Annotated in this window: 19 protein-coding genes; all 19 read left to right on the top strand. The window is 69.4% G+C overall.

The genetic code is table 11. The annotated features are described in order from the left end of the window. Nucleotides 1–55: 55 nt before the first annotated feature. Nucleotides 56–1,120: an ArgS-related anticodon-binding protein NrtL gene (gene nrtL, locus AB0I23_RS01145; protein ID WP_359105636.1), complete on the top strand. Its 1,065-nt coding sequence runs from the start codon at nt 56–58 to the stop codon at nt 1,118–1,120. Between the two features lie 26 nt (nt 1,121–1,146). Then, nucleotides 1,147–2,538: a diaminopimelate decarboxylase gene (gene lysA / locus AB0I23_RS01150; RefSeq protein WP_359105638.1), complete on the top strand. Its 1,392-nt coding sequence runs from the start codon at nt 1,147–1,149 to the stop codon at nt 2,536–2,538. Nucleotides 2,539–2,634: 96 nt separating this feature from the next. Next, nucleotides 2,635–3,990: a homoserine dehydrogenase gene (locus tag AB0I23_RS01155; RefSeq protein ID WP_359105641.1), complete on the top strand. Its 1,356-nt coding sequence runs from the start codon at nt 2,635–2,637 to the stop codon at nt 3,988–3,990. A gap of 5 nt (nt 3,991–3,995) precedes the next feature. Beyond that, nucleotides 3,996–5,066 carry a threonine synthase gene (gene thrC, locus AB0I23_RS01160; RefSeq protein ID WP_359105644.1) on the top strand — a complete coding sequence of 357 codons (1,071 nt, stop codon included), beginning with the start codon at nt 3,996–3,998 and terminating at the stop codon, nt 5,064–5,066. 258 nt (nt 5,067–5,324) lie between these two features. Then, the gene (gene thrB / locus AB0I23_RS01165; RefSeq protein WP_359105646.1) at nt 5,325–6,242 is read left to right on the top strand and encodes a homoserine kinase; all 918 of its coding nucleotides are present in this window, start codon (nt 5,325–5,327) and stop codon (nt 6,240–6,242) included. A gap of 384 nt (nt 6,243–6,626) precedes the next feature. Next, nucleotides 6,627–8,624 carry a transcription termination factor Rho gene (gene rho, locus AB0I23_RS01170; RefSeq protein WP_359105649.1) on the top strand — a complete coding sequence of 666 codons (1,998 nt, stop codon included), beginning with the start codon at nt 6,627–6,629 and terminating at the stop codon, nt 8,622–8,624. Between the two features lie 370 nt (nt 8,625–8,994). After that, nucleotides 8,995–10,098, top strand: a complete 1,104-nt coding sequence (locus AB0I23_RS01175; protein WP_359105651.1) for an LCP family protein — start codon at nt 8,995–8,997, stop codon at nt 10,096–10,098. A 183-nt stretch (nt 10,099–10,281) separates the two neighbouring features. Then, nucleotides 10,282–10,506, top strand: coding sequence for a 50S ribosomal protein L31 (gene rpmE / locus AB0I23_RS01180; protein ID WP_093693080.1), 225 nt, complete (start codon nt 10,282–10,284; stop codon nt 10,504–10,506). Between the two features lie 181 nt (nt 10,507–10,687). Continuing rightward, a complete protein-coding gene (gene prfA, locus AB0I23_RS01185) occupies nt 10,688–11,764 on the top strand; it encodes a peptide chain release factor 1 (protein ID WP_359105654.1) in 1,077 nt (358 codons plus the stop codon). Between the two features lie 41 nt (nt 11,765–11,805). Beyond that, entirely contained in the window at nt 11,806–12,651 is an 846-nt protein-coding gene (gene prmC / locus AB0I23_RS01190; RefSeq protein ID WP_359105657.1) for a peptide chain release factor N(5)-glutamine methyltransferase, read from the top strand. Nucleotides 12,652–12,715: 64 nt separating this feature from the next. Next, complete coding sequence (locus tag AB0I23_RS01195; RefSeq protein ID WP_114246670.1) at nt 12,716–13,363, top strand: L-threonylcarbamoyladenylate synthase; 648 nt, start codon at nt 12,716–12,718, stop codon at nt 13,361–13,363. Continuing rightward, a complete protein-coding gene (locus AB0I23_RS01200; protein ID WP_359105659.1) occupies nt 13,360–14,001 on the top strand; it encodes a protein-tyrosine-phosphatase in 642 nt (213 codons plus the stop codon). The genes AB0I23_RS01195 and AB0I23_RS01200 overlap by 4 nt, the downstream gene beginning before the upstream one ends. Before the next feature lie 97 nt (nt 14,002–14,098). After that, on the top strand, nt 14,099–15,364 hold the full coding sequence (gene glyA / locus AB0I23_RS01205; protein WP_359105662.1) for a serine hydroxymethyltransferase: 1,266 nt from the start codon (nt 14,099–14,101) through the stop codon (nt 15,362–15,364). 92 nt (nt 15,365–15,456) lie between these two features. Further along, entirely contained in the window at nt 15,457–16,845 is a 1,389-nt protein-coding gene (locus AB0I23_RS01210; protein ID WP_359105665.1) for an MraY family glycosyltransferase, read from the top strand. A 261-nt stretch (nt 16,846–17,106) separates the two neighbouring features. Then, nucleotides 17,107–17,544 carry a hypothetical protein gene (locus AB0I23_RS01215; RefSeq protein WP_359105668.1) on the top strand — a complete coding sequence of 146 codons (438 nt, stop codon included), beginning with the start codon at nt 17,107–17,109 and terminating at the stop codon, nt 17,542–17,544. A 225-nt stretch (nt 17,545–17,769) separates the two neighbouring features. Continuing rightward, the gene (gene atpB / locus AB0I23_RS01220) at nt 17,770–18,597 is read left to right on the top strand and encodes a F0F1 ATP synthase subunit A (protein WP_359105671.1); all 828 of its coding nucleotides are present in this window, start codon (nt 17,770–17,772) and stop codon (nt 18,595–18,597) included. Between the two features lie 66 nt (nt 18,598–18,663). Then, the gene (locus AB0I23_RS01225; RefSeq protein ID WP_037689279.1) at nt 18,664–18,915 is read left to right on the top strand and encodes an ATP synthase subunit C; all 252 of its coding nucleotides are present in this window, start codon (nt 18,664–18,666) and stop codon (nt 18,913–18,915) included. Nucleotides 18,916–18,952: 37 nt separating this feature from the next. Beyond that, entirely contained in the window at nt 18,953–19,498 is a 546-nt protein-coding gene (locus AB0I23_RS01230) for a F0F1 ATP synthase subunit B (RefSeq protein WP_359105674.1), read from the top strand. Beyond that, on the top strand, nt 19,495–20,310 hold the full coding sequence (locus tag AB0I23_RS01235) for a F0F1 ATP synthase subunit delta (RefSeq protein WP_359105677.1): 816 nt from the start codon (nt 19,495–19,497) through the stop codon (nt 20,308–20,310). The genes AB0I23_RS01230 and AB0I23_RS01235 overlap by 4 nt, the downstream gene beginning before the upstream one ends. The last annotated feature ends 122 nt before the right edge of the window (nt 20,311–20,432 follow it).

The raw sequence follows: 20,432 nt of genomic DNA on the forward strand, positions 1-20,432 counted from the left end.
CCGCATGGCGAAACCGGTTCGCGAAACGCCCCCCTCCCTCCCCTACGCTTGTCCCGTGACCCCCGCCGATCTCTCCCGAACCGTGCTGCACGCCGTGCGCCGCGCGGTCGACGAGGACGTCCTGCACGCGCCCGTGCCCGCGCGCGTGCGGGTGGAGAGGACCAGGCCCGGCGGGACCGGGGACTACGCGTGCGCCGTGGCGCTGCAGCTGGCCGGGCCTGCCGCGCGTCCGGCCAGGGAAGTGGCCGAGATCCTGCGGGACCGGGTCGCCGGTGTGTCCGGGATCGGGCGGGTCGACGTCACCGGGCCCGGGTTCCTGAGCTTCACCCTCGACGCGTCGGCCGACGCCCGGGCGCGCGAGGCACTCGTACGCGATGTGCTGGCGCGAGGGGCCCGGTACGGGCACGGGGACGCGCTCGCCGGAGACATCCTGCAGTTCAGTCACGCCCGCGAGGTCCGGGCGGCAGTCACCACCGACACGCTGCGCGCGATCGCGGGGACGCAGGGCGCGCTGGTGCGTACCAGCTGCGACGAGACGCCCGACCCGGACTGGGCACGGCTGGGTGTCCACGTCGACGCACAGGGGAAGCCGCCGACTCCGCTCACCGCCGTCCGGCCCGTTCCCGCCGGTGCCGGCGCGGGGGAACTGCTGCGGCGGCTCGGTCCCGACGCGACCCGGTGGGGACTGCTGCGGCCGGCCGGGCACGACCACGCCCCGCTCGGCGCGGAGCTGCTCGTCCAGGACGCCGGCAACCCGCTCTTCCTGGTCCGTTACGCCCACTCCCGGGTCTGCGCACTCACCCGTGGTGCCGCCCTCCTCGGATTCACCGGTGCGTACGACGAAGACGTCGACGCCCCCGCACTGCTGCGTACGCTGGCCGACTACCCCCAGGCTCTCGCCGCCGCCGCCCGTCATCGCGCGCCCGACCGGCTCGCCCGGCAGCTCGAAGAGGTCGCGCGCGCCTTCTTCGACTTCCACGACGCCTGCCCGCCGCTGCCCAAGGGCGACGAGAAACCCTCGGCCGCCCACCGCTCCCGGCTGGCCGTTGCCGAAGCTGCCGGGACGGTGCTCGCGGGCGGCCTGTCCCTGCTCGGCATCAGCGCACCCGAAGTCCTCTGAGAGACCTGAGAGAGCAGAGCAACACGATGAGCCGATCCGCACACCCCGCCGGTCCCCGTCACGCCGACGTCCTGACCGAGGGCCACTACGCAGCCCCGCCCGCCGACCTCAACGTCCTCGACGAGAAGGTCTGGGCCCGCACCGTCTCCCGCAACGACGACGGTGTCGTCGCCGTCGGCGGGATCGAAGTGTCCCGGCTGGCCGAGGAATTCGGCACGCCCGCCTACTTCCTCGACGAGAGCGACTTCCGCGCCCGCTGCCGCGCCTGGGCCGACGCCTTCGGGCGGGACGCCGATGTCTTCTACGCCGGAAAGGCGTTCCTGTCACGTGCCGTCGTGCGCTGGATCCGGGAGGAGGGGCTCAACCTCGACGTCTGTTCCGGTGGCGAGCTGACCGTCGCGCTCGACGCAGGGATGCCCGCCGAGCGCATCGCCTTCCACGGCAACAACAAGACCACCGCCGAGATCGAGCGCGCCATAGAGGTCGGCGTCGGGCGGATCGTGCTCGACTCGTTCCAGGAGATCGTCCGGGTCTCGCACATCGCGCAGCGGCTCGGCAAGCGGCAGCGCGTACAGATCCGGGTGACCGTCGGCGTCGAGGCGCACACCCACGAGTTCATCGCCACCGCGCACGAGGACCAGAAGTTCGGCATCGCGCTGGCCGGGGGAGAGGCTGCCGAGGCGGTCCGCCGGGCGCTCACCCTCGACGGGCTCGAACTCGTCGGCATCCACTCGCACATCGGCTCGCAGATCTTCGACATGGCCGGCTTCGAGGTCTCCGCCCGACGTGTGGTCCAGCTCCTCGCCCAGGTGCGTGACGAGCACGGTGTCGAGCTGCCGGAGATCGACCTCGGCGGTGGTCTCGGCATCGCGTACACCTCCGACGACGACCCGCGCGAGCCGCACGAGATCGCCAAGGCGCTCGGCGACATCGTGACCCGCGAGTGCGAGGCGGCCGGGCTCGCCACCCCGCGGATCTCCGTCGAGCCGGGACGTGCCATCGTCGGACCCACCGCGTTCACGCTGTACGAGGTCGGCACCGTCAAGCACCTCGAAGGGCTCCGTACGTACATCAGTGTCGACGGCGGCATGTCGGACAACATCCGCACCGCGCTGTACGACGCCGAGTACTCCGTCGCGCTGGTCTCCCGCCGCTCCGACGCCGAGCCGATGCTCGTCCGCGTCGTCGGCAAGCACTGCGAGAGCGGCGACATCGTGGTCAAGGACGCGTTCCTGCCGTCCGACCTCGCGCCCGGCGACCTGATCGCCGTGCCCGCCACCGGCGCCTACTGCCGCTCCATGGCGAGCAACTACAACCACGCGCTGCGCCCGCCCGTCGTCGCCGTGCGCGACGGAGAGGCGCGCGTGATCGTCCGGCGCGAGACGGAGGAAGATCTCCTGCGTCTCGATGTCGGCTGATGAAATAGATGTCTCAGGATCCGGACGGGTGGCAGAAACGCCCGTCCGGTGAGTGAGACTGGTCCACACATGAGCATGTATGAGAAACGAGGTCGGATGATGCGTACGCGTCCGCTGAAGGTGGCGCTGCTGGGCTGTGGAGTGGTCGGCTCAGAGGTGGCTCGCATCATGACGACGCACGCCGACGACCTCGCCGCGCGCATCGGCGCGCCCGTGGAGCTCGCCGGCGTCGCCGTCCGCCGTCCTGCCAAGGTGCGCGAGGGCATCGACCCCGCACTCATCACCATCGATGCGACCGCCCTGGTCAAACGGGGCGACATCGACGTCGTCATCGAGGTCATCGGCGGCGTCGAGCCCGCCCGCACGCTCATCACCACCGCCTTCGAGCACGGCGCGAGCGTCGTCTCCGCCAACAAGGCGCTGCTCGCCGAGGACGGCGCCGCGCTGCACGCCGTCGCCGAGCAGTACGGCCGGGACCTCTACTACGAGGCGGCCGTCGCCGGTGCCATTCCGCTCGTCCGGCCGCTGCGCGAGTCCCTCGCCGGCGACAAGGTCAACCGGGTGCTCGGCATCGTCAACGGCACGACCAACTTCATCCTCGACAAGATGGACACCAGCGGCGCCGGCTATTCCGAGGCGCTCGACGAGGCCACCGCCCTCGGGTACGCCGAGGCCGACCCGACCGCCGACGTCGAAGGCTTCGACGCCGCCGCCAAGGCCGCGATCCTCGCCGGGATCGCCTTCCACACCCGGGTGAGGATCGGTGAGGTGCACCGCGAGGGCATCACCGAGGTCACCGCCGCCGACATCGCCTCGGCCCGCCGCATGGGCTGCACCGTCAAGCTCCTCGCCATCTGCGAGCGGGCCGCCGACGGGCAGTCCGTCACCGCGCGCGTGCACCCCGCGATGATCCCGCTCAGCCACCCGCTGGCCTCCGTCCGCGAGGCGTACAACGCGGTCTTCGTCGAGGCGGAGGCCGCCGGGCAGCTGATGTTCTACGGGCCTGGCGCCGGTGGCTCGCCGACCGCCTCCGCGGTCCTCGGCGACCTGGTCGCGGTCTGCCGCAACAAGCTCGGCGAGGCCACCGGCCCCGGTGAGTCCGCGTACACGCGTCTGCCCGTCAGCCCCATGGGCGAGGTCGTCACGCGGTACCACATCAGCCTCGACGTGGCCGACAAGCCTGGCGTACTCGCCCAGGTCGCGACGGTCTTCGCCGAACAGGGCGTATCCATCGATACGGTCCGCCAGCAAGGCCGAAATTCAGGCAGCGGTGACGAAGTCGCCATCGAGCAGGGTGGCGGCGGGCGACGGACGGGCGGAGGCGGCGAGGCATCCCTCGTCGTCGTCACCCACCGGGCGCCCGACGCCGCCCTCTCGGCGACCGTCGAGGCGCTGCGCAAGCTCGACACCGTGCACGGTGTCGCCAGCATCATGCGTGTTGAAGGGGAGTAGGACCCATGACCACCAAGGGCACCCATCAGTGGCGCGGCATCATCGAGGAGTACCGGGACCGTCTTCCGGTCACGAGCACGACGCCGGTCGTCACGCTTCGTGAGGGTGGTACGCCGCTCGTTCCCGCTCAGGTCCTCTCCGAGCGCACGGGCTGCGAGGTGCACCTCAAGGTGGAGGGCGCCAACCCCACCGGGTCCTTCAAGGACCGCGGGATGACGATGGCGATCACCCGGGCCAAGGAGGAGGGCGCGCAGGCCGTCATCTGCGCCTCCACCGGCAACACCTCCGCCTCCGCCGCCGCGTACGCGGTGCGGGCCGGCATGGTCTGCGCCGTCCTCGTGCCGCAGGGCAAGATCGCGCTCGGCAAGATGGGCCAGGCGCTCGTCCACGGCGCCAAGATCCTGCAGGTCGACGGCAACTTCGACGACTGCCTGACGCTGGCCCGCTCGCTCTCGGACAACTACCCGGTGGCGCTGGTCAATTCGGTCAACCCGGTCCGTATCGAGGGCCAGAAGACCGCGGCGTTCGAGATTGTCGACGCGCTCGGCGACGCCCCGGACATCCACGTCCTGCCGGTCGGCAACGCGGGTAACATCACCGCGTACTGGAAGGGTTACACGGAGTACGCGACGGACGCGATGTCCACGCACAGGCCGCGCATGTGGGGCTTCCAGGCCTCCGGCTCCGCGCCCATCGTCCGCGGCGAGATCGTCAAGGACCCGTCGACCATCGCCACCGCGATCCGGATCGGCAACCCGGCCTCCTGGCAGTACGCGCTGGCCGCGCGGGACGAGTCGGGCGGCTTCATCGATGAGGTCACGGACCGTCAGATCCTGGCCGCCTACCGGCTGTTGGCCTCCCGGGAGGGCGTCTTTGTCGAGCCCGCCTCGGCCGCGTCGGTCGCCGGTCTGCTCAAGGCCGCCGAGGAGGGCAAGGTCGATCCGGGCCAGAAGATCGTCTGTACGGTCACCGGCAACGGCCTGAAGGACCCCGACTGGGCCGTCGCAGGCGCCCCGCAGCCGGTCACCGTACCGGTCGACGCGGCCACCGCCGCGGAGAAGCTGGGCCTCGTGTAACCGGAACAACAGCAGCTCAACCACCCTTTTCGGGGCGGAGAGCGCATGGGAGGCGGGCGACACGCATCGTGCGCCTCCTGTGCGCCCTATGTCGCCACAGAACCTTCCTTCGATAAGCTGTACCCAACCCGCCACGCCGCACCTGCCGCGGTGTCGCCGTCGTGGCCATCGGGTTCTCCACAGGCTTACGAAAGATCCACCGCCACAATCCCCGCCGCAACACATCCCCGCTGCCTCACAAGGAGAGTCGTCGAAGCGATGGCCGGTCCCGCCTTCCGAGCCGCCGCCGTCCGGGTGCGCGTCCCCGCTACCAGCGCCAACCTGGGCCCGGGTTTTGACGCCCTCGGCCTGTCGCTGGGGCTCTACGACGACGTCGTCGTCCGTGTCGCCGACTCCGGCCTGCACATCGACATCGCCGGCGAGGGTGCCGACACCCTGCCCCGCGACGAGAGTCACCTCCTCGTACGCTCCCTGCGCACCGCATTCGACCTGCTCGGCGGACAGCCCCGCGGTCTGGAGATCGTCTGCGCCAACCGCATCCCGCACGGGCGCGGCCTCGGCTCCTCCTCCGCCGCCATCTGCGCCGGCATCGTCGCGGCCCGCGCCGTGACCACCGGAGGCGACGCCCGGCTCGACGACGCGGCCCTGCTGGAGCTCGCCACCGAGATCGAGGGCCACCCCGACAACGTCGCCGCGTGCCTGCTCGGCGGCTTCACGCTGGCCTGGATGGACGGCGGATCCGCCCGGGCGATCAGGATGGATCCCTCCGATTCCATCGTTCCGGTGGTTTTCGTCCCCGGCAAGCCGGTGCTCACCGCGACCGCCCGCGGACTGCTGCCGCGCACCGTCCCGCACGTCGACGCCGCCTTCAACGCAGGCCGTGCCGCCCTCCTCGTCGAGGCCGTGACCCGGCGCCCGGAGCTGCTGCTCGCCGCGACCGAGGACCGACTGCACCAGGAATACCGTGCCCCGGCGATGCCGGAAAGCGTGGAACTTGTGAACCGACTGCGCGCCGACGGCGTCCCGGCAGTCATCTCCGGTGCCGGGCCGACCGTGCTCGCGCTGGCCGAGGACGGTGCGGCCGACAAGGTCGCACGGCTGGCGGGCGAGGGATGGGCGGCCAACCGGCTCACTCTCGACGCCTCGGGTGCGAGTGTGCTGCCGCTCGCCCCGTAGCGAGAAGTGATTGCCGGTGAGTGAGAGGGGGAATGTTTGTTGGAGCCGGTAGTGTTAACCTCAAGTCTGCAACCGACGTCTATGTGGCGCGTTGCTTCGTGTCCCTTTCCGGGGCCACCATTTCTTCCGAGAGCCTCCCCAACTGCCTGAGCAGCCTGCCTGAGCAGTTTCGAGCACGCTCCGGAACCGGCACGACACCCCTCGCTTGTCCAGGAGTGGGCCGAGCAGGGGGATGCTCGCGCCGGACCCTTGCACATTCATCTCTCCGCCGTACCCGGCGGACCACCGCCCCGGCACGGTCCGCAAGATCAAAAGACCGCAGTCGGACAGCACAACCGGTCGCCGAGCCAGAAGGCCGACGTCCGCTCCAGGGAAGGACCCTTCGTGAGCGACACCACCGATCTGATGGGCGTGACTGCCGACAAGACCGTCGACAGCGCCACGCCCGCCGAAGGTGCTGCCACTGGCACCACCGCACGGCGCCGCCGCTCCGGCACCGGCCTCGATGGCATGGTCCTGGCCGAGCTGCAGCAGGTCGCGTCCGGCCTCGGCATCAAGGGCACTGCGCGGATGCGCAAGAGCCAGCTGATCGAGGTCATCAAGGAGGCGCAGGCCGGCAGTGCTGCGCCCAAGACCGCCGCCGCGGACGCCGAGACCAAGCCCAAGCGGCGCGCCACGTCCAAGTCGCGCACCGCGGACGAGTCCGCCGCCGCGCCGGCCGAGAAGGCCACTGCTCAGCAGCAGATCGACATCCCCGGCCAGCCGGCCAGTGACGACCAGCCCGCGGGCGAGCGTCGTCGGCGCCGTGCGACCGCACAGGCGGGCAGCCCGGAAGCCAAGGCGGAGCCCAAGGCCGAGGCCAAGGTCGAGACGCCGGCCGAGCCGAAGAGCGAGGACCGCTCCGAGGCGAAGGCCGAAGCCGCCGCGGACACCGCCGAGGGCCGCCGGGGCGACCGCGGTCAGCGCGGCGACCGCGGTGAGCGTGGTGACCGCGGCGACCGCCGTGACCGTCAGCGCGACCGCCGTGGCAAGGGCGACGAGCAGGGCGGTGGCCAGGGTCAGCAGGGTGGCCAGCGCCAGCAGCGCCAGGGCCAGGGTCAGCAGGGCGGCGGCCCGCAGGACGACGGTTACGACGACGAGGCAGGTGGCCGCCGTGGCCGCCGTGGCCGCTACCGTGACCGCCGTGGCCGTCGTGGCCGCGACGACTTCGCGAGCGACGCACCGCCGGTCACCGACGACGACGTCCTGATCCCCGTCGCGGGCATCCTGGACATCCTCGACAACTACGCGTTCATCCGGACCTCCGGTTACCTGCCGGGCCCGAACGACGTGTACGTCTCGCTCGCCCAGGTCCGCAAGAACGGCCTGCGCAAGGGTGACCACGTCACCGGTGCGGTGCGCCAGCCCAAGGACGGCGAGCGCCGCGAGAAGTTCAACGCGCTGGTCCGCCTCGACTCCGTCAACGGAATGGCGCCCGAATCCGGACGCGGCCGTCCGGAGTTCCAGAAGCTGACCCCGCTCTACCCGCAGGACCGGCTCCGTCTGGAGACCGATTCCAACGTCCTGACGACGCGGATCATCGACCTGGTCGCTCCCATCGGCAAGGGCCAGCGAGGCCTGATCGTGGCCCCGCCGAAGACCGGCAAGACCATGATCCTGCAGGCGATCGCCAACGCGATCACCGTCAACAGCCCCGAGTGCCACCTGATGGTCGTCCTGGTCGACGAGCGTCCGGAAGAGGTCACCGACATGCAGCGGTCGGTGAAGGGCGAGGTCATCTCCTCGACCTTCGACCGTCCCGCCGAGGATCACACCACCGTCGCCGAGCTGGCCATCGAGCGCGCCAAGCGTCTCGTCGAGCTGGGTCACGACGTGGTCGTCCTGCTGGACTCGATCACCCGCCTCGGCCGCGCGTACAACCTCGCGGCCCCGGCATCCGGCCGCATCCTGTCCGGCGGTGTCGACTCGACCGCGCTGTACCCGCCGAAGCGATTCTTCGGTGCCGCGCGCAACATCGAGGACGGCGGCTCGCTGACCATCCTGGCCACCGCGCTCGTCGAGACGGGCTCGCGCATGGACGAGGTGATCTTCGAGGAGTTCAAGGGCACCGGCAACATGGAGCTCAAGCTCGACCGGAAGCTCTCGGACAAGCGCATCTTCCCGGCGGTGGACGTCGATGCGTCCAGCACCCGTAAGGAAGAAATCCTGCTCGGCAGTGACGAGTTGGCGATTGTCTGGAAGCTGCGCCGGGTGCTCCACGCGCTCGACCAGCAGCAGGCGATCGAGCTGCTCCTGGACCGGATGAAGAAGACCCAGTCCAACGCGGAGTTCCTGCTCCAGATCCAGAAGACGACGCCCGCCCCGGGCAACGGCAACGACTGACCTCGTACCGTCCCGGCAGTCCTGGACCGCCGGTCGTCAAAAGGGCCGACCCCGCCACCTCGGTGACGGGGTCGGCCCTTTTTCCGGTGTTTCGCTCGAACCGCCCGATCCGAGACCTTCGCCACACGGCGACCGTTCCGCCCCCGCGCCCGAATTGGCTGTAGCAGGCAGGAAACCGCAGGTGGGCGCGGGATCACGGGCCGTTCACAGGCGCTGCGCGCGGGGTCCGTCCTCGCGCGGGCATCACAGGTCGCTGTGCAACCCTTCTCCGAGTCACGCCGTCGTACGAAGTAGCGACAAAGCGACACAACCAGTGCCCGAACACCACAGCAAGGGGTAGCCGGGAGCAAGCGAGGATCGAGGGAGACGGATGACCGGGCAGAGCGGGAGCAGCACCCGAATGCGCGCCACCGGCAAGCGCCGGAGGAAGCCGTCCCGCCGCCGCAGGGCCACGGTCATAGCTGCCTGGGCCGCGGCCGGTGTGGTCGTCGTCGGCGGTGCGGGGCTGGGATACGCGTACGTGAAGCTCAACAGCAATCTCAAGGCCGTCGACATCAACGCCGCGCTCGGCAAGAACCGCCCCGCCGACGTCGGCAACGGCTCGCAGGACATCCTCGTCCTCGGCTCCGACTCCCGCTCCGGCGCGAACTCCGCGTACGGCGTGGACGAAGGCACCGCCCGCTCGGACACCGCGATGGTCGTGCACGTCAACAAGGGCCACAAGACGGCAAGTGTCGTCTCCATCCCGCGCGACACCCTCGTCACCCGCCCCGACTGCACGAGCGACACCACCGGTGAGACGGTCGCGGGCCGGCAGCGCGCGATGTTCAACACGGCGTACGAGGTCGGCGGACCGGCCTGCGCGGTCAAGACCGTCGAGTCGATGTCCGGTATCCGCATGGACCACTACGTCGAGGTCGATTTCACCGGCTTCAAGAAGCTCGTCGACCAGCTCGGCGGCGTCAGGATCACCACCACCCAGGCGATCGACGACTCCAAGAGCCATCTGCATCTGCAGCCCGGCACCCACACCCTCGACGGGGAGCAGTCGCTCGGCCTGGTCCGCACCCGTAAGAGCGTCGGCGACGGCAGCGACCTCGGCCGCATCCAGCTCCAGCAGGCGTTCGTCAAGGCGTTGATGGAACAGGTGAAGAGCGTCGGGGTGTTCTCGAACCCGAAGACCCTGTTCGACCTCGCGGACACGGCGACGAAGGCCGTCACCACCGACTCCGATCTGGGTTCGGTCCAGAAGCTCACCGGCTTCGTCACCGGTCTCAAGGGGCTCGGCTCGAAGAACGTCACCATGGTGACGATGCCCGTGCGGTACGACCCGGCCGACCCGAACCGCGTCGTACCGCTGGAGGAGTCCGCGCAGCAGGTGTGGACCGCCCTCAAGCACGACAGGCCGATCCCGGCCTCGGCCACCGAGAAGTCGGCGGGCGACAAGGGCGAGGCCGGCAAGGTCGTCCGGTAGACCTCCGTCACATCGGTAACAGGGCGGTCATGATGTGATCCCGAACGGTCGGGAATAGTTGCGGCCCGACCCCGGTTTTGGGAGATACGGCCGGTCCCTGGCAGACTGGTACGTCGGCCCCGGTTCACGGATGCGCAAATCCGCGCGTACGACCCGGCGCCCTCCCGAACCTAGGAGACACCCTTGAAGCGCGACATCCACCCCGAGTACGTCGAGACGCAGGTCAGCTGCACCTGTGGCGCGTCGTTCACCACCCGGAGCACCATCGACGGCGGCAACATCCGCGCCGACGTCTGCTCCGAGTGCCACCCGTTCTACACGGGCAAGCAGAAGATCCTCGACACCGGTGGCCGTGTGGCCCGCTTCGAGGCCCGCTTCGGCAAGGCTGCAGGCTCCGCCAGCAAGTAGCGAGCTCTTGCGCCGGTCCTTGGCGCCCTCTTCCCGGGGGCGCCGGGGCCGGCGTTTTTTTCCGGCCGGGTGTACGGACCTCCCCGTACCCCGCCCGGACCAACACGCCGTTCAGCAGGCATATCGAGCAACCTCCCCAAGCTCTTCATGAGCAGGGGATACCCCACCACAGGAGCCCCCGATGTTCGAGGCGGTCGAGGAACTGATCGGCGAACAGGCCGATCTCGAGAAGAAGCTCGCGGATCCCGCGGTCCACGCCGACCAGGCCAACGCGCGCAAGCTCAACAAGCGCTACGCCGAGCTGACCCCGATCGTCGGTACGTACCGCTCCTGGAAGCAGACCGGTGACGACATCGAGACCGCCCGCGAGCTCGCCGCGGACGACCCCGAGTTCGCCGCCGAGGTCAAGGACCTGGAGAGGCAGCGCGAGGAGCTCACCGAGAGGCTCCGCCTCCTCCTGGTCCCGCGTGACCCCAGTGACGACAAGGACGTGCTCCTGGAGATCAAGGCAGGCGCGGGCGGCGACGAGTCGGCCCTCTTCGCCGGCGATCTGCTGCGCATGTATCTGCGCTACGCCGAGCGCGTCGGCTGGAAGACCGAGATCATCGACTCCACCGAGTCCGAGCTCGGCGGCTACAAGGACGTCCAGGTCGCCGTGAAGACCAAGGGTGGCAACGGCGCCACCGAGCCCGGCCAGGGCGTGTGGGCCCGGCTGAAGTACGAGGGCGGGGTGCACCGCGTGCAGCGCGTCCCGTCCACCGAGTCGCAGGGGCGCATCCACACCTCCGCCGCCGGTGTGCTCGTCACCCCCGAGGCGGAGGAGGTCGACGTCGAGATCCACGCCAACGATCTCCGTATCGACGTCTACCGCTCCTCGGGCCCCGGCGGGCAGTCCGTCAACACCACGGACTCCGCCGTCCGCATCACCCACCTGCCGACGGGTGTCGTCGCCTCCTGCCAGAACGAGAAGAGTCAGCTCCAGAACAAGGAGCAGGCGATGCGTATCCTGCGTTCGCGACTGCTTGCCGCAGCCCAGGAAGCGGCCGAGCAGGAAGCCTCGGACGTCCGGCGCAGCCAGGTGCGTACCGTCGACCGTTCCGAGAAGATCCGTACGTACAACTTCCCGGAAAACCGGATCTCGGACCACCGCGTCGGCTTCAAGGCGTACAACTTGGACCAGGTGCTCGACGGGGAGCTGGACGCCGTGATCCAGGCCTGTGTCGACGCCGACTCCGCCGCCAAGCTCGCCGCCGCATAAGCAACGCCCGCCCCGCCCGTGAACCCGTACGGAGAACCGCGATGAACCTGCTGCTCGCCGAGGTGGCCCAGGCCACCCAGCGGCTGGCCGACGCCGGTGTACCCTCGCCGCGATTCGATGCGGAGGAACTCGCCGCGTTCGTGCACGGCGTCAAGCGGGGCGAGCTGCACCAGGTGCCGGACGAGGACTTCGACGCCCGGTACTGGGAGACCGTCGCCCGCCGCGAGGCCCGCGAACCGCTCCAGCACATCACCGGCCGCGCCTTCTTCCGCTACCTGGAACTCCAGGTCGGTCCCGGCGTCTTCGTGCCCCGCCCGGAGACCGAGTCGGTCGTCGGCTGGGCGATAGACGCCGTCCGCGCGATGGATGTCGTCGAGCCGCTGATCGTCGACCTCTGTACGGGATCGGGCGCCATCGCCCTCGCCATGGCCCAGGAGGTGCCGCGCTCGCGCGTACACGCCGTGGAGCTCTCCGAGGACGCCCTCAGATGGACGCGGAAGAACGCCGAGGGGTCTCGGGTCACCGTGCACCGCGGAGACGCTCTGACGGCCCTTCCCGAGCTCGACGGCCAGGTCGACCTGGTCATCTCCAACCCGCCGTACATCCCGCTCACCGAGTGGGAGTACGTGGCACCCGAGGCCCGTGACCACGATCCGGAGATGGCGCTCTTCTCCGGCGAGGACGGACTCGACACCATCCGCGGCATAGAACGCACAGCGCACCGCCTGCTGCGCCCAGGGGGCCTCGTCGTCATCGAGCACGCCGACACCCAGGGCGGCCAGGTGCCGTGGATCTTCACCGAGGAGCGGGGCTGGGCCGACGCGGCCGACCACCCCGATCTGAACCGACGGCCCCGGTTCGCGACGGCCCGCAAGGCCATGCCGTGACCGGCGCCCCGCACCCGCACGACCCGTACCCGTCATACCCGTACATGCTTGAGGAGGCCGGCTGATGGCACGGCGATACGACTGCAACGACGCGACCGACCGCACGACGGGTCTGCGTGAAGCCGCGTCCGCCGTCCGCCGCGGAGAACTGGTCGTGCTGCCCACCGACACCGTGTACGGGATCGGTGCGGACGCCTTCAGTTCCGAGGGCGTCGCCGACCTGCTCGACGCCAAGGGCCGCGGCCGCAACATGCCGACCCCTGTCCTGATCGGCTCCCCGAACACCCTGCACGGCCTTGTCACGGACTTCTCCGAGCAGGCCTGGGAGCTCGTCGACGCCTTCTGGCCGGGAGCCCTCACGCTCGTCGCCAAGCACCAGCCCTCGCTCCAGTGGGACCTCGGCGACACCCGCGGCACCGTCGCCATCCGGATGCCGCTGCACCCGGTCGCCATCGAACTGCTCACCGAGGTCGGCCCGATGGCCGTCTCCAGCGCCAACCTCACCGGACATCCGGCTCCCGAGGACTGCGACGCCGCCCAGGAGATGCTCGGCGACTCCGTCTCCGTCTACCTCGACGGCGGTCCGACGCCCGGCATCGTGCCGTCCTCGATCGTCGACGTCACCGGCAAGGTCCCGGTCCTGCTCCGGGCCGGAGCCCTCTCCGTCGAGGAGCTCCGCAAGGTGGTACCCGACCTCGAGGTGGCCAATTGACCGCCCCTGAGGGGCGTGGCATAGCGGGGCGGACCGACACCTTCCGCATCCTCCACGTCAGCACCGGCAACGTCTGCCGCTCGCCGATCACCGAGCGGCTGACCCGCCATGCCCTGGTGGACCGGCTCGGCGACTCGCTCAGCGGCGGCCTGATCGTGGAGAGCGCGGGCACCTGGGGGCACGAAGGCGCCCCGATGGAGGCCAACGCCGAGATCGTCCTCGCCGACTTCGGCGCCGATGCCACCGGCTTCGTCGGCCGCGAGCTCCTCGACGAGCACGTGATCCGCGCCGACCTCGTCCTGACCGCCACCCGGGATCACCGCGCCCAGGTGATCTCGATGGGTCACTCGGCCGGCCTGAGGACGTTCACGCTCAAGGAATTCACCCGGCTGGTCCGGGCCATAGACCCCGCGACGCTGCCCGACCCGCGCGACGAGGGCGTCGTCGAACGCGCCCGTGCGCTGGTCCGTGCGGCCGCCGCGCTGCGCGGATGGCTGCTGGCCCCCACTGCCGAGGCGGACGAGGTCTACGACCCGTACGGCGCCCCGATCACGTTCTTCCGTTCCATCGGCGACGAGATCAACCAGGCGCTCGACCCGGTGGTCACCGCACTGACGGGCGTACCCGCCCCGCACTGACGCGTCCGGCGCGTCCAGCACAGCGGGCGGGCGCACGCGTACCGGCCTACATTGGATCCGACGCCAACGCACCCCTCCCCAGGCACGGAGCCGTCAGATGTCGGTCACCACTTCCGCCGCACCCTCCTCCGCCACCGTCACCGCCCTGCCGCAGGACTTCGGCGCCCTGCTCCGGGAGGACCCGGAAATCGCCGACGTGCTGCTGGGGGAGCTGCACCGGCAGTCGAGCACGCTGCAGCTGATCGCCGCCGAGAACTTCACCTCGCCCGCGGTCCTCGCCGCCCTGGGCTCGCCGCTCGCCAACAAGTACGCCGAGGGCTACCCCGGCGCCCGCTACCACGGCGGCTGCGAGCTGGCCGACGCGGCCGAACTCATCGCCGTCCAGCGGGCCACCACGCTCTTCGGCGCCGAGCACGCGAACGTCCAGCCGCACTCCGGCTCCTCGGCCGTCCTGGCGGCGTACGCGGCCCTGCTGCGCCCCGGTGACACGGTGCTCGCGATGGGACTCCCGTACGGCGGACATCTGACCCATGGCTCGCCCGCCAACTTCTCCGGCCGATGGTTCGAGTTCGTCGGGTACGGGGTCGACCCGGAGAGCGGCCTGATCGACTACGAGCAGGTGCGCGCCCTGGCCAGGGCGCACCGGCCCAAGGCGATCGTCAGCGGCTCGATCTCGTACCCCCGTCATCCCGAATACGAGACGTTCCGCGAGATCGCCGACGAGGTCGGCGCGTATCTGATCGCCGATGCCGCGCACCCGATGGGGCTGATCGCGGGGGGAGCGGCGCCCAGCCCCGTCCCGTACGCCGACGTGGTGTGCGCCACCACGCACAAGGTGCTGCGCGGGCCGCGCGGCGGCATGGTCCTGTGCGGATCGGAGCTGGCCGAGCGGATCGACCGGGCGGTCTTCCCGTTCACCCAGGGCGGCGCGCAGATGCACACGATCGCGGCGAAGGCGGTCGCGTTCGGCGAGGCGGCGACACCGGCGTTCACCGCGTACGCCCATCAGGTGGTGGCACACGCACGGGTGCTGGCGGCCGGTCTGGAGGCGGAAGGGTTCGAGGTGACCACCGGCGGCACGGACACCCATCTGATCGTCGCGGACCCGGCGCCCCTGGGCGTCGACGGCCGCACCGCCCGCGAACGGCTCGCGGCGGCGGGCATGGTGCTGGACACCTGCGCGCTGCCGTACGGGGACGCCCGGGGCATCAGGCTCGGCACTGCCGCGGTCACCACCCAGGGCATGAACGACGCCGACATGGCACGGATCGCGGTGCTCTTCGGGGCCGCGGTACGTGAGGAAGGCGACGTCCGGGCCGAGGTGACGGAACTGGCCGGGAAATATCCTCCCTATCCGGGGTAGACCCGGTCCATGCAACCATCAACCGTACCTCCGTGTCCTCAAACATGAGGCCGACGTAGTTAAGGTGTGGGCTGAGATGGCCGGCGAAATCTGTGGGGCAGCCCGTGCGTGATTACCTGCTGACACTCTGTGTCACGGCCGCGGTGACCTATCTGCTCACCGGACCGGTGCGGAAGTTCGCCATCGCGGTCGGGGCGATGCCCGCGATCCGTGCGCGTGACGTCCACCGAGAACCGACACCGAGGCTCGGTGGCATCGCCATGTTCGGTGGGCTGTGCGCCGGACTGATCGTCGCGGCCCATCTGTACAACCTCGACGGTGTGTTCCAGCTCTCCAACGAGCCGCGTGCGCTGCTCTCCGGCGCCGCGCTGATCTGGCTGATCGGCGTCCTCGACGACAAGTTCGAGATCGATGCGCTGATCAAGCTCGGCGGGCAGATGATCGCCGCCGCGGTCATGGTCATCCAGGGCCTGACGATCCTGTGGCTGCCGATCCCAGGCATCGGCACGGTCGCGCTCACCCAGTGGCAGGGCACGCTGCTCACCGTCGCGCTGGTCGTCATCACCATCAACGCCGTCAATTTCGTCGACGGTCTGGACGGTCTGGCGGCCGGCATGGTGTGCATCGCCTCCGCCGCGTTCTTCCTCTACACGTACCGGCTCTGGTACGGGCACATGATCGAGGCGGCCGCCCCCGCGACGCTCTTCACGGCGATCCTGATGGGCATGTGTCTCGGCTTCCTGCCGCACAACATGCACCCCGCCCGGATCTTCATGGGTGACTCCGGCTCGATGCTGATCGGTCTCGTGCTGGCCGCCGGTGCGATTTCTGTCACGGGGCAGGTCGACCCGGACGCGATGAAGCTCTTCGCGGGCAGTGAGCGCGAGGCCACGCACGCGATGCTGCCGGTCTTCATTCCGCTGCTGCTGCCGCTGACGATCATCGCGATCCCGGCCGCGGACCTGGCTCTGGCGATCGTCCGGCGCACCTGGAACGGCCAGTCGCCGTTCGCCGCGGACCGCGGCCATCTGCACCACCGGCTGCTGGAGATCGGCCATTCGCACAGCAGGGCCGTGCTGATCATGTACTTCTGGTCGGCCCTGATCGCCTTCGGGGCGGTCGGCTACTCCGTGCACTCGGCGTCGCTGTGGATCGTGCTCGTGGTCATGGGGCTGAGCGCGGTGGGCCTGGTCCTGCTGCTGATGCCCCGCTTCACACCGCGCGCCCCGCGCTGGGCGGAGCGCTTCGTGCCGCCCCGCTACCGCCGCTGGGACCGGCGGGGCAACAGCTCCGGAGCCGTGTCCTCAGCCGCGCACGAGGTACAACAGGAGTACCGGGAACCGCAGATGGGGCAGGAAGACGAGCCCGAGCCGCGGGAGCGGGCACGCGTCGTTGTCGGTGTCTCCGGCGTCAACGGAGCGACTGCGATCGGACCCCGTTCGCGTTCTTCGGAAAGTCGTAAGGCTGATTCCGCCCGCTGACGATTCGGGTATATGGGGCAATATCATGCAAGATATCGAGTTGCCTTGCTCACACGTGCGGATTAACTCTCACGTGTGACAGCCAGCACACTTTCTTGGTAAAGACCTCATCAAATAGTTTGTGATACCGTTCACGAAGCCCGGTGACGGAGCCGAAGGACCTGAGTAACGCGGTCCATCGGCCCGAGGCGTCGACTCGGACCGGGCCTACGCTCGTCCATGACGACACACTGCCCACCCCCTGCAAGCGGAGCTGCCGCCATGCCGTCCAACGACGTCCGGACTCTCCTCCAGACCGCCGTACCCACCGCCGTCGCCGGTGCTGTTGCCGCCGCGATCAGTGGTGTCGTAGCCGGCGGCAAGGGAGCCCTGGGTGCGGTCGTCGGCACGGTCGTGGTGATTCTCTTCATGGGGGTCGGACTCGTGGTCCTGCAACGGACCGCCAAGTCCTTCCCGCAGCTGTTCCAGGCAATGGGGCTGATGCTCTACACGGCACAGCTCCTGCTGCTGTTCATCTTCGTCGCGGCCTTCAAGAACACCACGATGTTCAATCCGAAGGCCTTTGCGATCACGCTGGTCGCGACCACGCTCGTGTGGATCGCCGCACAGGCGCGCGCACACATGAAGGCCAAGATCCTTTACGTCGAACCCGAGTCCGACAAGGGTGAAAAGCCCAAGGACACGGGGTCGAAGCCGTGAAGGGTAGGGGCGGGATAAGTGCGGGTTCACGACCCTGCTATCGTCCGGTTCCAACTGCGGCACTGCGGGCGCGGGCATGTGAGCTGACGCCTGCTCGATCGCGAGGCTCAATGCCTGACCGCCGCCCACACATCCGTTACACCAGTCCAGTGCCGAACCGCGGCTGCGCGCCGCGCCGACACAACGAGGTTGCCGTACCTATGCGCCACGCTGAAGGAGCCCGCGGTGAGTGCTGACCCGACACAGGTGCTCGCCTTCGAGACCGATTGCCACATCTTCCAGAACAACGGTTGTGGTTTCCCGGCTCCCGGCCTGCACTCGTTCCTGTTCGAGCCCCTCTGGGGCAACGGGGACAGCAACGTGTACTTCAACAAGACGATGCTGCTGGCGCTGCTCGGCTCGATCATCATCGTCGGCTTCTTCTGGGCTGCTTTCGCCAGGCCGAAGATCGTCCCGGGCAAGCTGCAGATGGTGGCCGAGGCCGGCTACGACTTCGTCCGCCGAGGCGTCGTCTACGAGACGATCGGCAAGCGCGAGGGCGAGAAGTACGTCCCGCTCGTGGTCTCCCTGTTCTTCTTCGTCTGGATGATGAACCTCTGGTCCATCATTCCGGTCGCCCAGTTCCCCGTGACGGCGATCATCGCGTACCCGGCCGCGCTCGCCGCGATCGTGTACGTCCTGTGGGTCGGCCTGACCTTCAAGAAGCACGGTTTCGTCGGAGCCTTCAAGAACTTCACGGGCTACGACAAGACGCTCGGCGCGGTCCTGCCGCTCTCGATGACCATCGAGCTCTTCTCGAACCTGCTCGTCAGGCCGTTCACGCACGCCGTGCGGCTCTTTGCCAACATGTTCGCGGGCCACACTCTGCTGCTGCTCTTCACGATCGCCAGCTGGTACATGCTCAACGGCATCGGCATCGCCTACGCAGGTGTCTCGTTCGTGATGGTCATCGTGATGACCGCCTTCGAGCTCTTCATCCAGGCTGTCCAGGCGTATGTGTTCGTTCTGCTGACCTGCAGCTACATCCAGGGCGCTCTCGCCAAGGGCCACTGAGCACCCCCTCCTGAAGCACCCGGTGGCCAACCCCCACCGGACCAAGAAAGAGAAGGAAGAACCGGCATGTCTGCTCTCCAGACCCTCGCCGCCACCAGCGTCGAAATCAAGGGCAACCTCGGCTCCATCGGTTACGGCCTCGCCGCGATCGGCCCCGGCGTCGGCGTCGGCATCATCTTCGGTAACGGCACCCAGGCGCTCGCCCGTCAGCCCGAGGCTGCCGGTCTCATCCGCGCCAACCAGATTCTCGGCTTCGCCTTCTGTGAGGCGCTCGCCCTGATCGGCCTGGTCATGCCGTTCGTCTACCCGACCTCCTGACCGGTCGCGAACAGACCATTCGACGGAAGGCACTGACGTGAACCCACTGGTTCAGCTCGCGGCGGAGAAACCGGAAAACCCGCTCATCCCGCCGATCCCTGAGCTCGTCATTGGCTTCATCGCCTTTGTCATCGTCTTCGGCTTCCTCGCCAAGAAGCTCCTCCCGAACATCAACAAGGTTCTGGACGAGCGCCGCGAGGCCATCGAAGGCGGCATGGAGAAGGCCGATGCGGCCCAGACCGAGGCCCAGAGCGTGCTTGAGCAGTACAAGGCTCAGCTCGCCGAGGCCCGCCACGAGGCCGCGCGCCTGCGCCAGGAGGCGCAGGAGCAGGGCGCCGTGATCCTGCAGGAGATGCGGGCGGAAGGCCAGCGGCAGCGCGAGGAGATCATCGCTGCCGGGCACGCCCAGATCGAGGCCGACCGCAAGGCTGCGGCTTCCGCGCTGCGTCAGGACGTGGGCAAGCTCGCCACCGACCTGGCCGGCAAGCTGGTCGGTGAGTCCCTCGAGGACCACGCCCGGCAGAGCGGCACCGTCGACCGTTTCCTCGACGAGCTCGAGGCGAAGGCCGAGGCTGTCCGATGAACGGCGCGAGCCGCGAGGCACTGGCTGCCGCACGTGAGCGTCTCGACGCGCTGACCGACAACACGTCGGTCGACGCGGCGAAGCTCGCCGAGGAGCTGGCCGCCGTCACGGCGCTGCTCCAGCGCGAGGTGTCGCTGCGGCGGGTCCTGACCGACCCGTCGCAGGCCGGTGAGGCCAAGGCCGAGCTGGCCGGACGACTGCTGCGCGGTCAGGTGGGCGGCGAGACCGTCGACCTGATCTCCGGCATGGTCCGCTCGCGCTGGTCGCAGTCGCGCGACCTGGTCGACTCGGTCGAGGAACTGGCGAGCACCGCAGACCTCACCGCCGCCCAGCGCAGCGGAGACCTCGACGACGTCGAGGACGAGCTGTTCCGGTTCGGCCGGATCGTCGCCTCCGACAAGGAGCTGCGCGCCGCGCTCACCAGCCGGTCCGCGTCCGTCGCCGCCAAGAGCGAGCTGCTGCGCAGCCTGCTGGGCGGCAAGGCACGGCCCGCCACCGAGCGCCTCGTCGTGCGGCTTGTCACCCAGCCGCGTGGACGTAGCCTGGAAGCGGGACTCGAGTCCCTCTCCAAGCTTGCCGCGGAGCGCCGGGACCGCATGGTCGCCGTGGTCACCTCGGCAGTGCCGCTGAGCGATCAGCAGAAGCAGCGCCTCGGCGCCGCACTGGCGAAGATCTACGGCCGTCCGATGCACCTGAATCTCGATGTGGACCCCACGGTCCTCGGTGGGATCGCGGTGCGGGTCGGTGACGAGGTCATCAACGGCACCATCGCGGAGCGCCTCGAAGAGGCGACCCGTCGCATGGCCGGCTGACAAAGCGCAGCAACAGAACAGAGCAAGACCAGCGGCCCGGTTGGGCCGTGCAGAAATTGCAGAAGATTCCTGGGGGTCGGCCCCCAGACCCCCTTAAGAAACTTCGGGCCCAACAAGGAGAG

It is taken from the genome of Streptomyces atratus (genome assembly GCF_040655115.1).
GTDB lineage: Bacteria > Actinomycetota > Actinomycetes > Streptomycetales > Streptomycetaceae > Streptomyces > Streptomyces atratus_D.

Bases quoted from the DNA above. Each gene is read 5' to 3' on its own strand.
- AB0I23_RS01175 (WP_359105651.1), top strand. From the start codon at position 8,995: ATGACCGGGCAGAGCGGGAGCAGCACCCGAATGCGCGCCACCGGCAAG.
- thrC (WP_359105644.1), top strand. From the start codon at position 3,996: ATGACCACCAAGGGCACCCATCAGTGGCGCGGCATCATCGAGGAGTAC.
- prmC (WP_359105657.1), top strand. From the start codon at position 11,806: ATGAACCTGCTGCTCGCCGAGGTGGCCCAGGCCACCCAGCGGCTGGCC.
- thrB (WP_359105646.1), top strand. From the start codon at position 5,325: ATGGCCGGTCCCGCCTTCCGAGCCGCCGCCGTCCGGGTGCGCGTCCCC.
- AB0I23_RS01225 (WP_037689279.1), top strand. From the start codon at position 18,664: ATGTCTGCTCTCCAGACCCTCGCCGCCACCAGCGTCGAAATCAAGGGC.
- prfA (WP_359105654.1), top strand. From the start codon at position 10,688: ATGTTCGAGGCGGTCGAGGAACTGATCGGCGAACAGGCCGATCTCGAG.
- AB0I23_RS01215 (WP_359105668.1), top strand. From the start codon at position 17,107: ATGCCGTCCAACGACGTCCGGACTCTCCTCCAGACCGCCGTACCCACC.
- AB0I23_RS01235 (WP_359105677.1), top strand. From the start codon at position 19,495: ATGAACGGCGCGAGCCGCGAGGCACTGGCTGCCGCACGTGAGCGTCTC.
- AB0I23_RS01195 (WP_114246670.1), top strand. From the start codon at position 12,716: ATGGCACGGCGATACGACTGCAACGACGCGACCGACCGCACGACGGGT.
- AB0I23_RS01155 (WP_359105641.1), top strand. From the start codon at position 2,635: ATGATGCGTACGCGTCCGCTGAAGGTGGCGCTGCTGGGCTGTGGAGTG.
- glyA (WP_359105662.1), top strand. From the start codon at position 14,099: ATGTCGGTCACCACTTCCGCCGCACCCTCCTCCGCCACCGTCACCGCC.
- lysA (WP_359105638.1), top strand. From the start codon at position 1,147: ATGAGCCGATCCGCACACCCCGCCGGTCCCCGTCACGCCGACGTCCTG.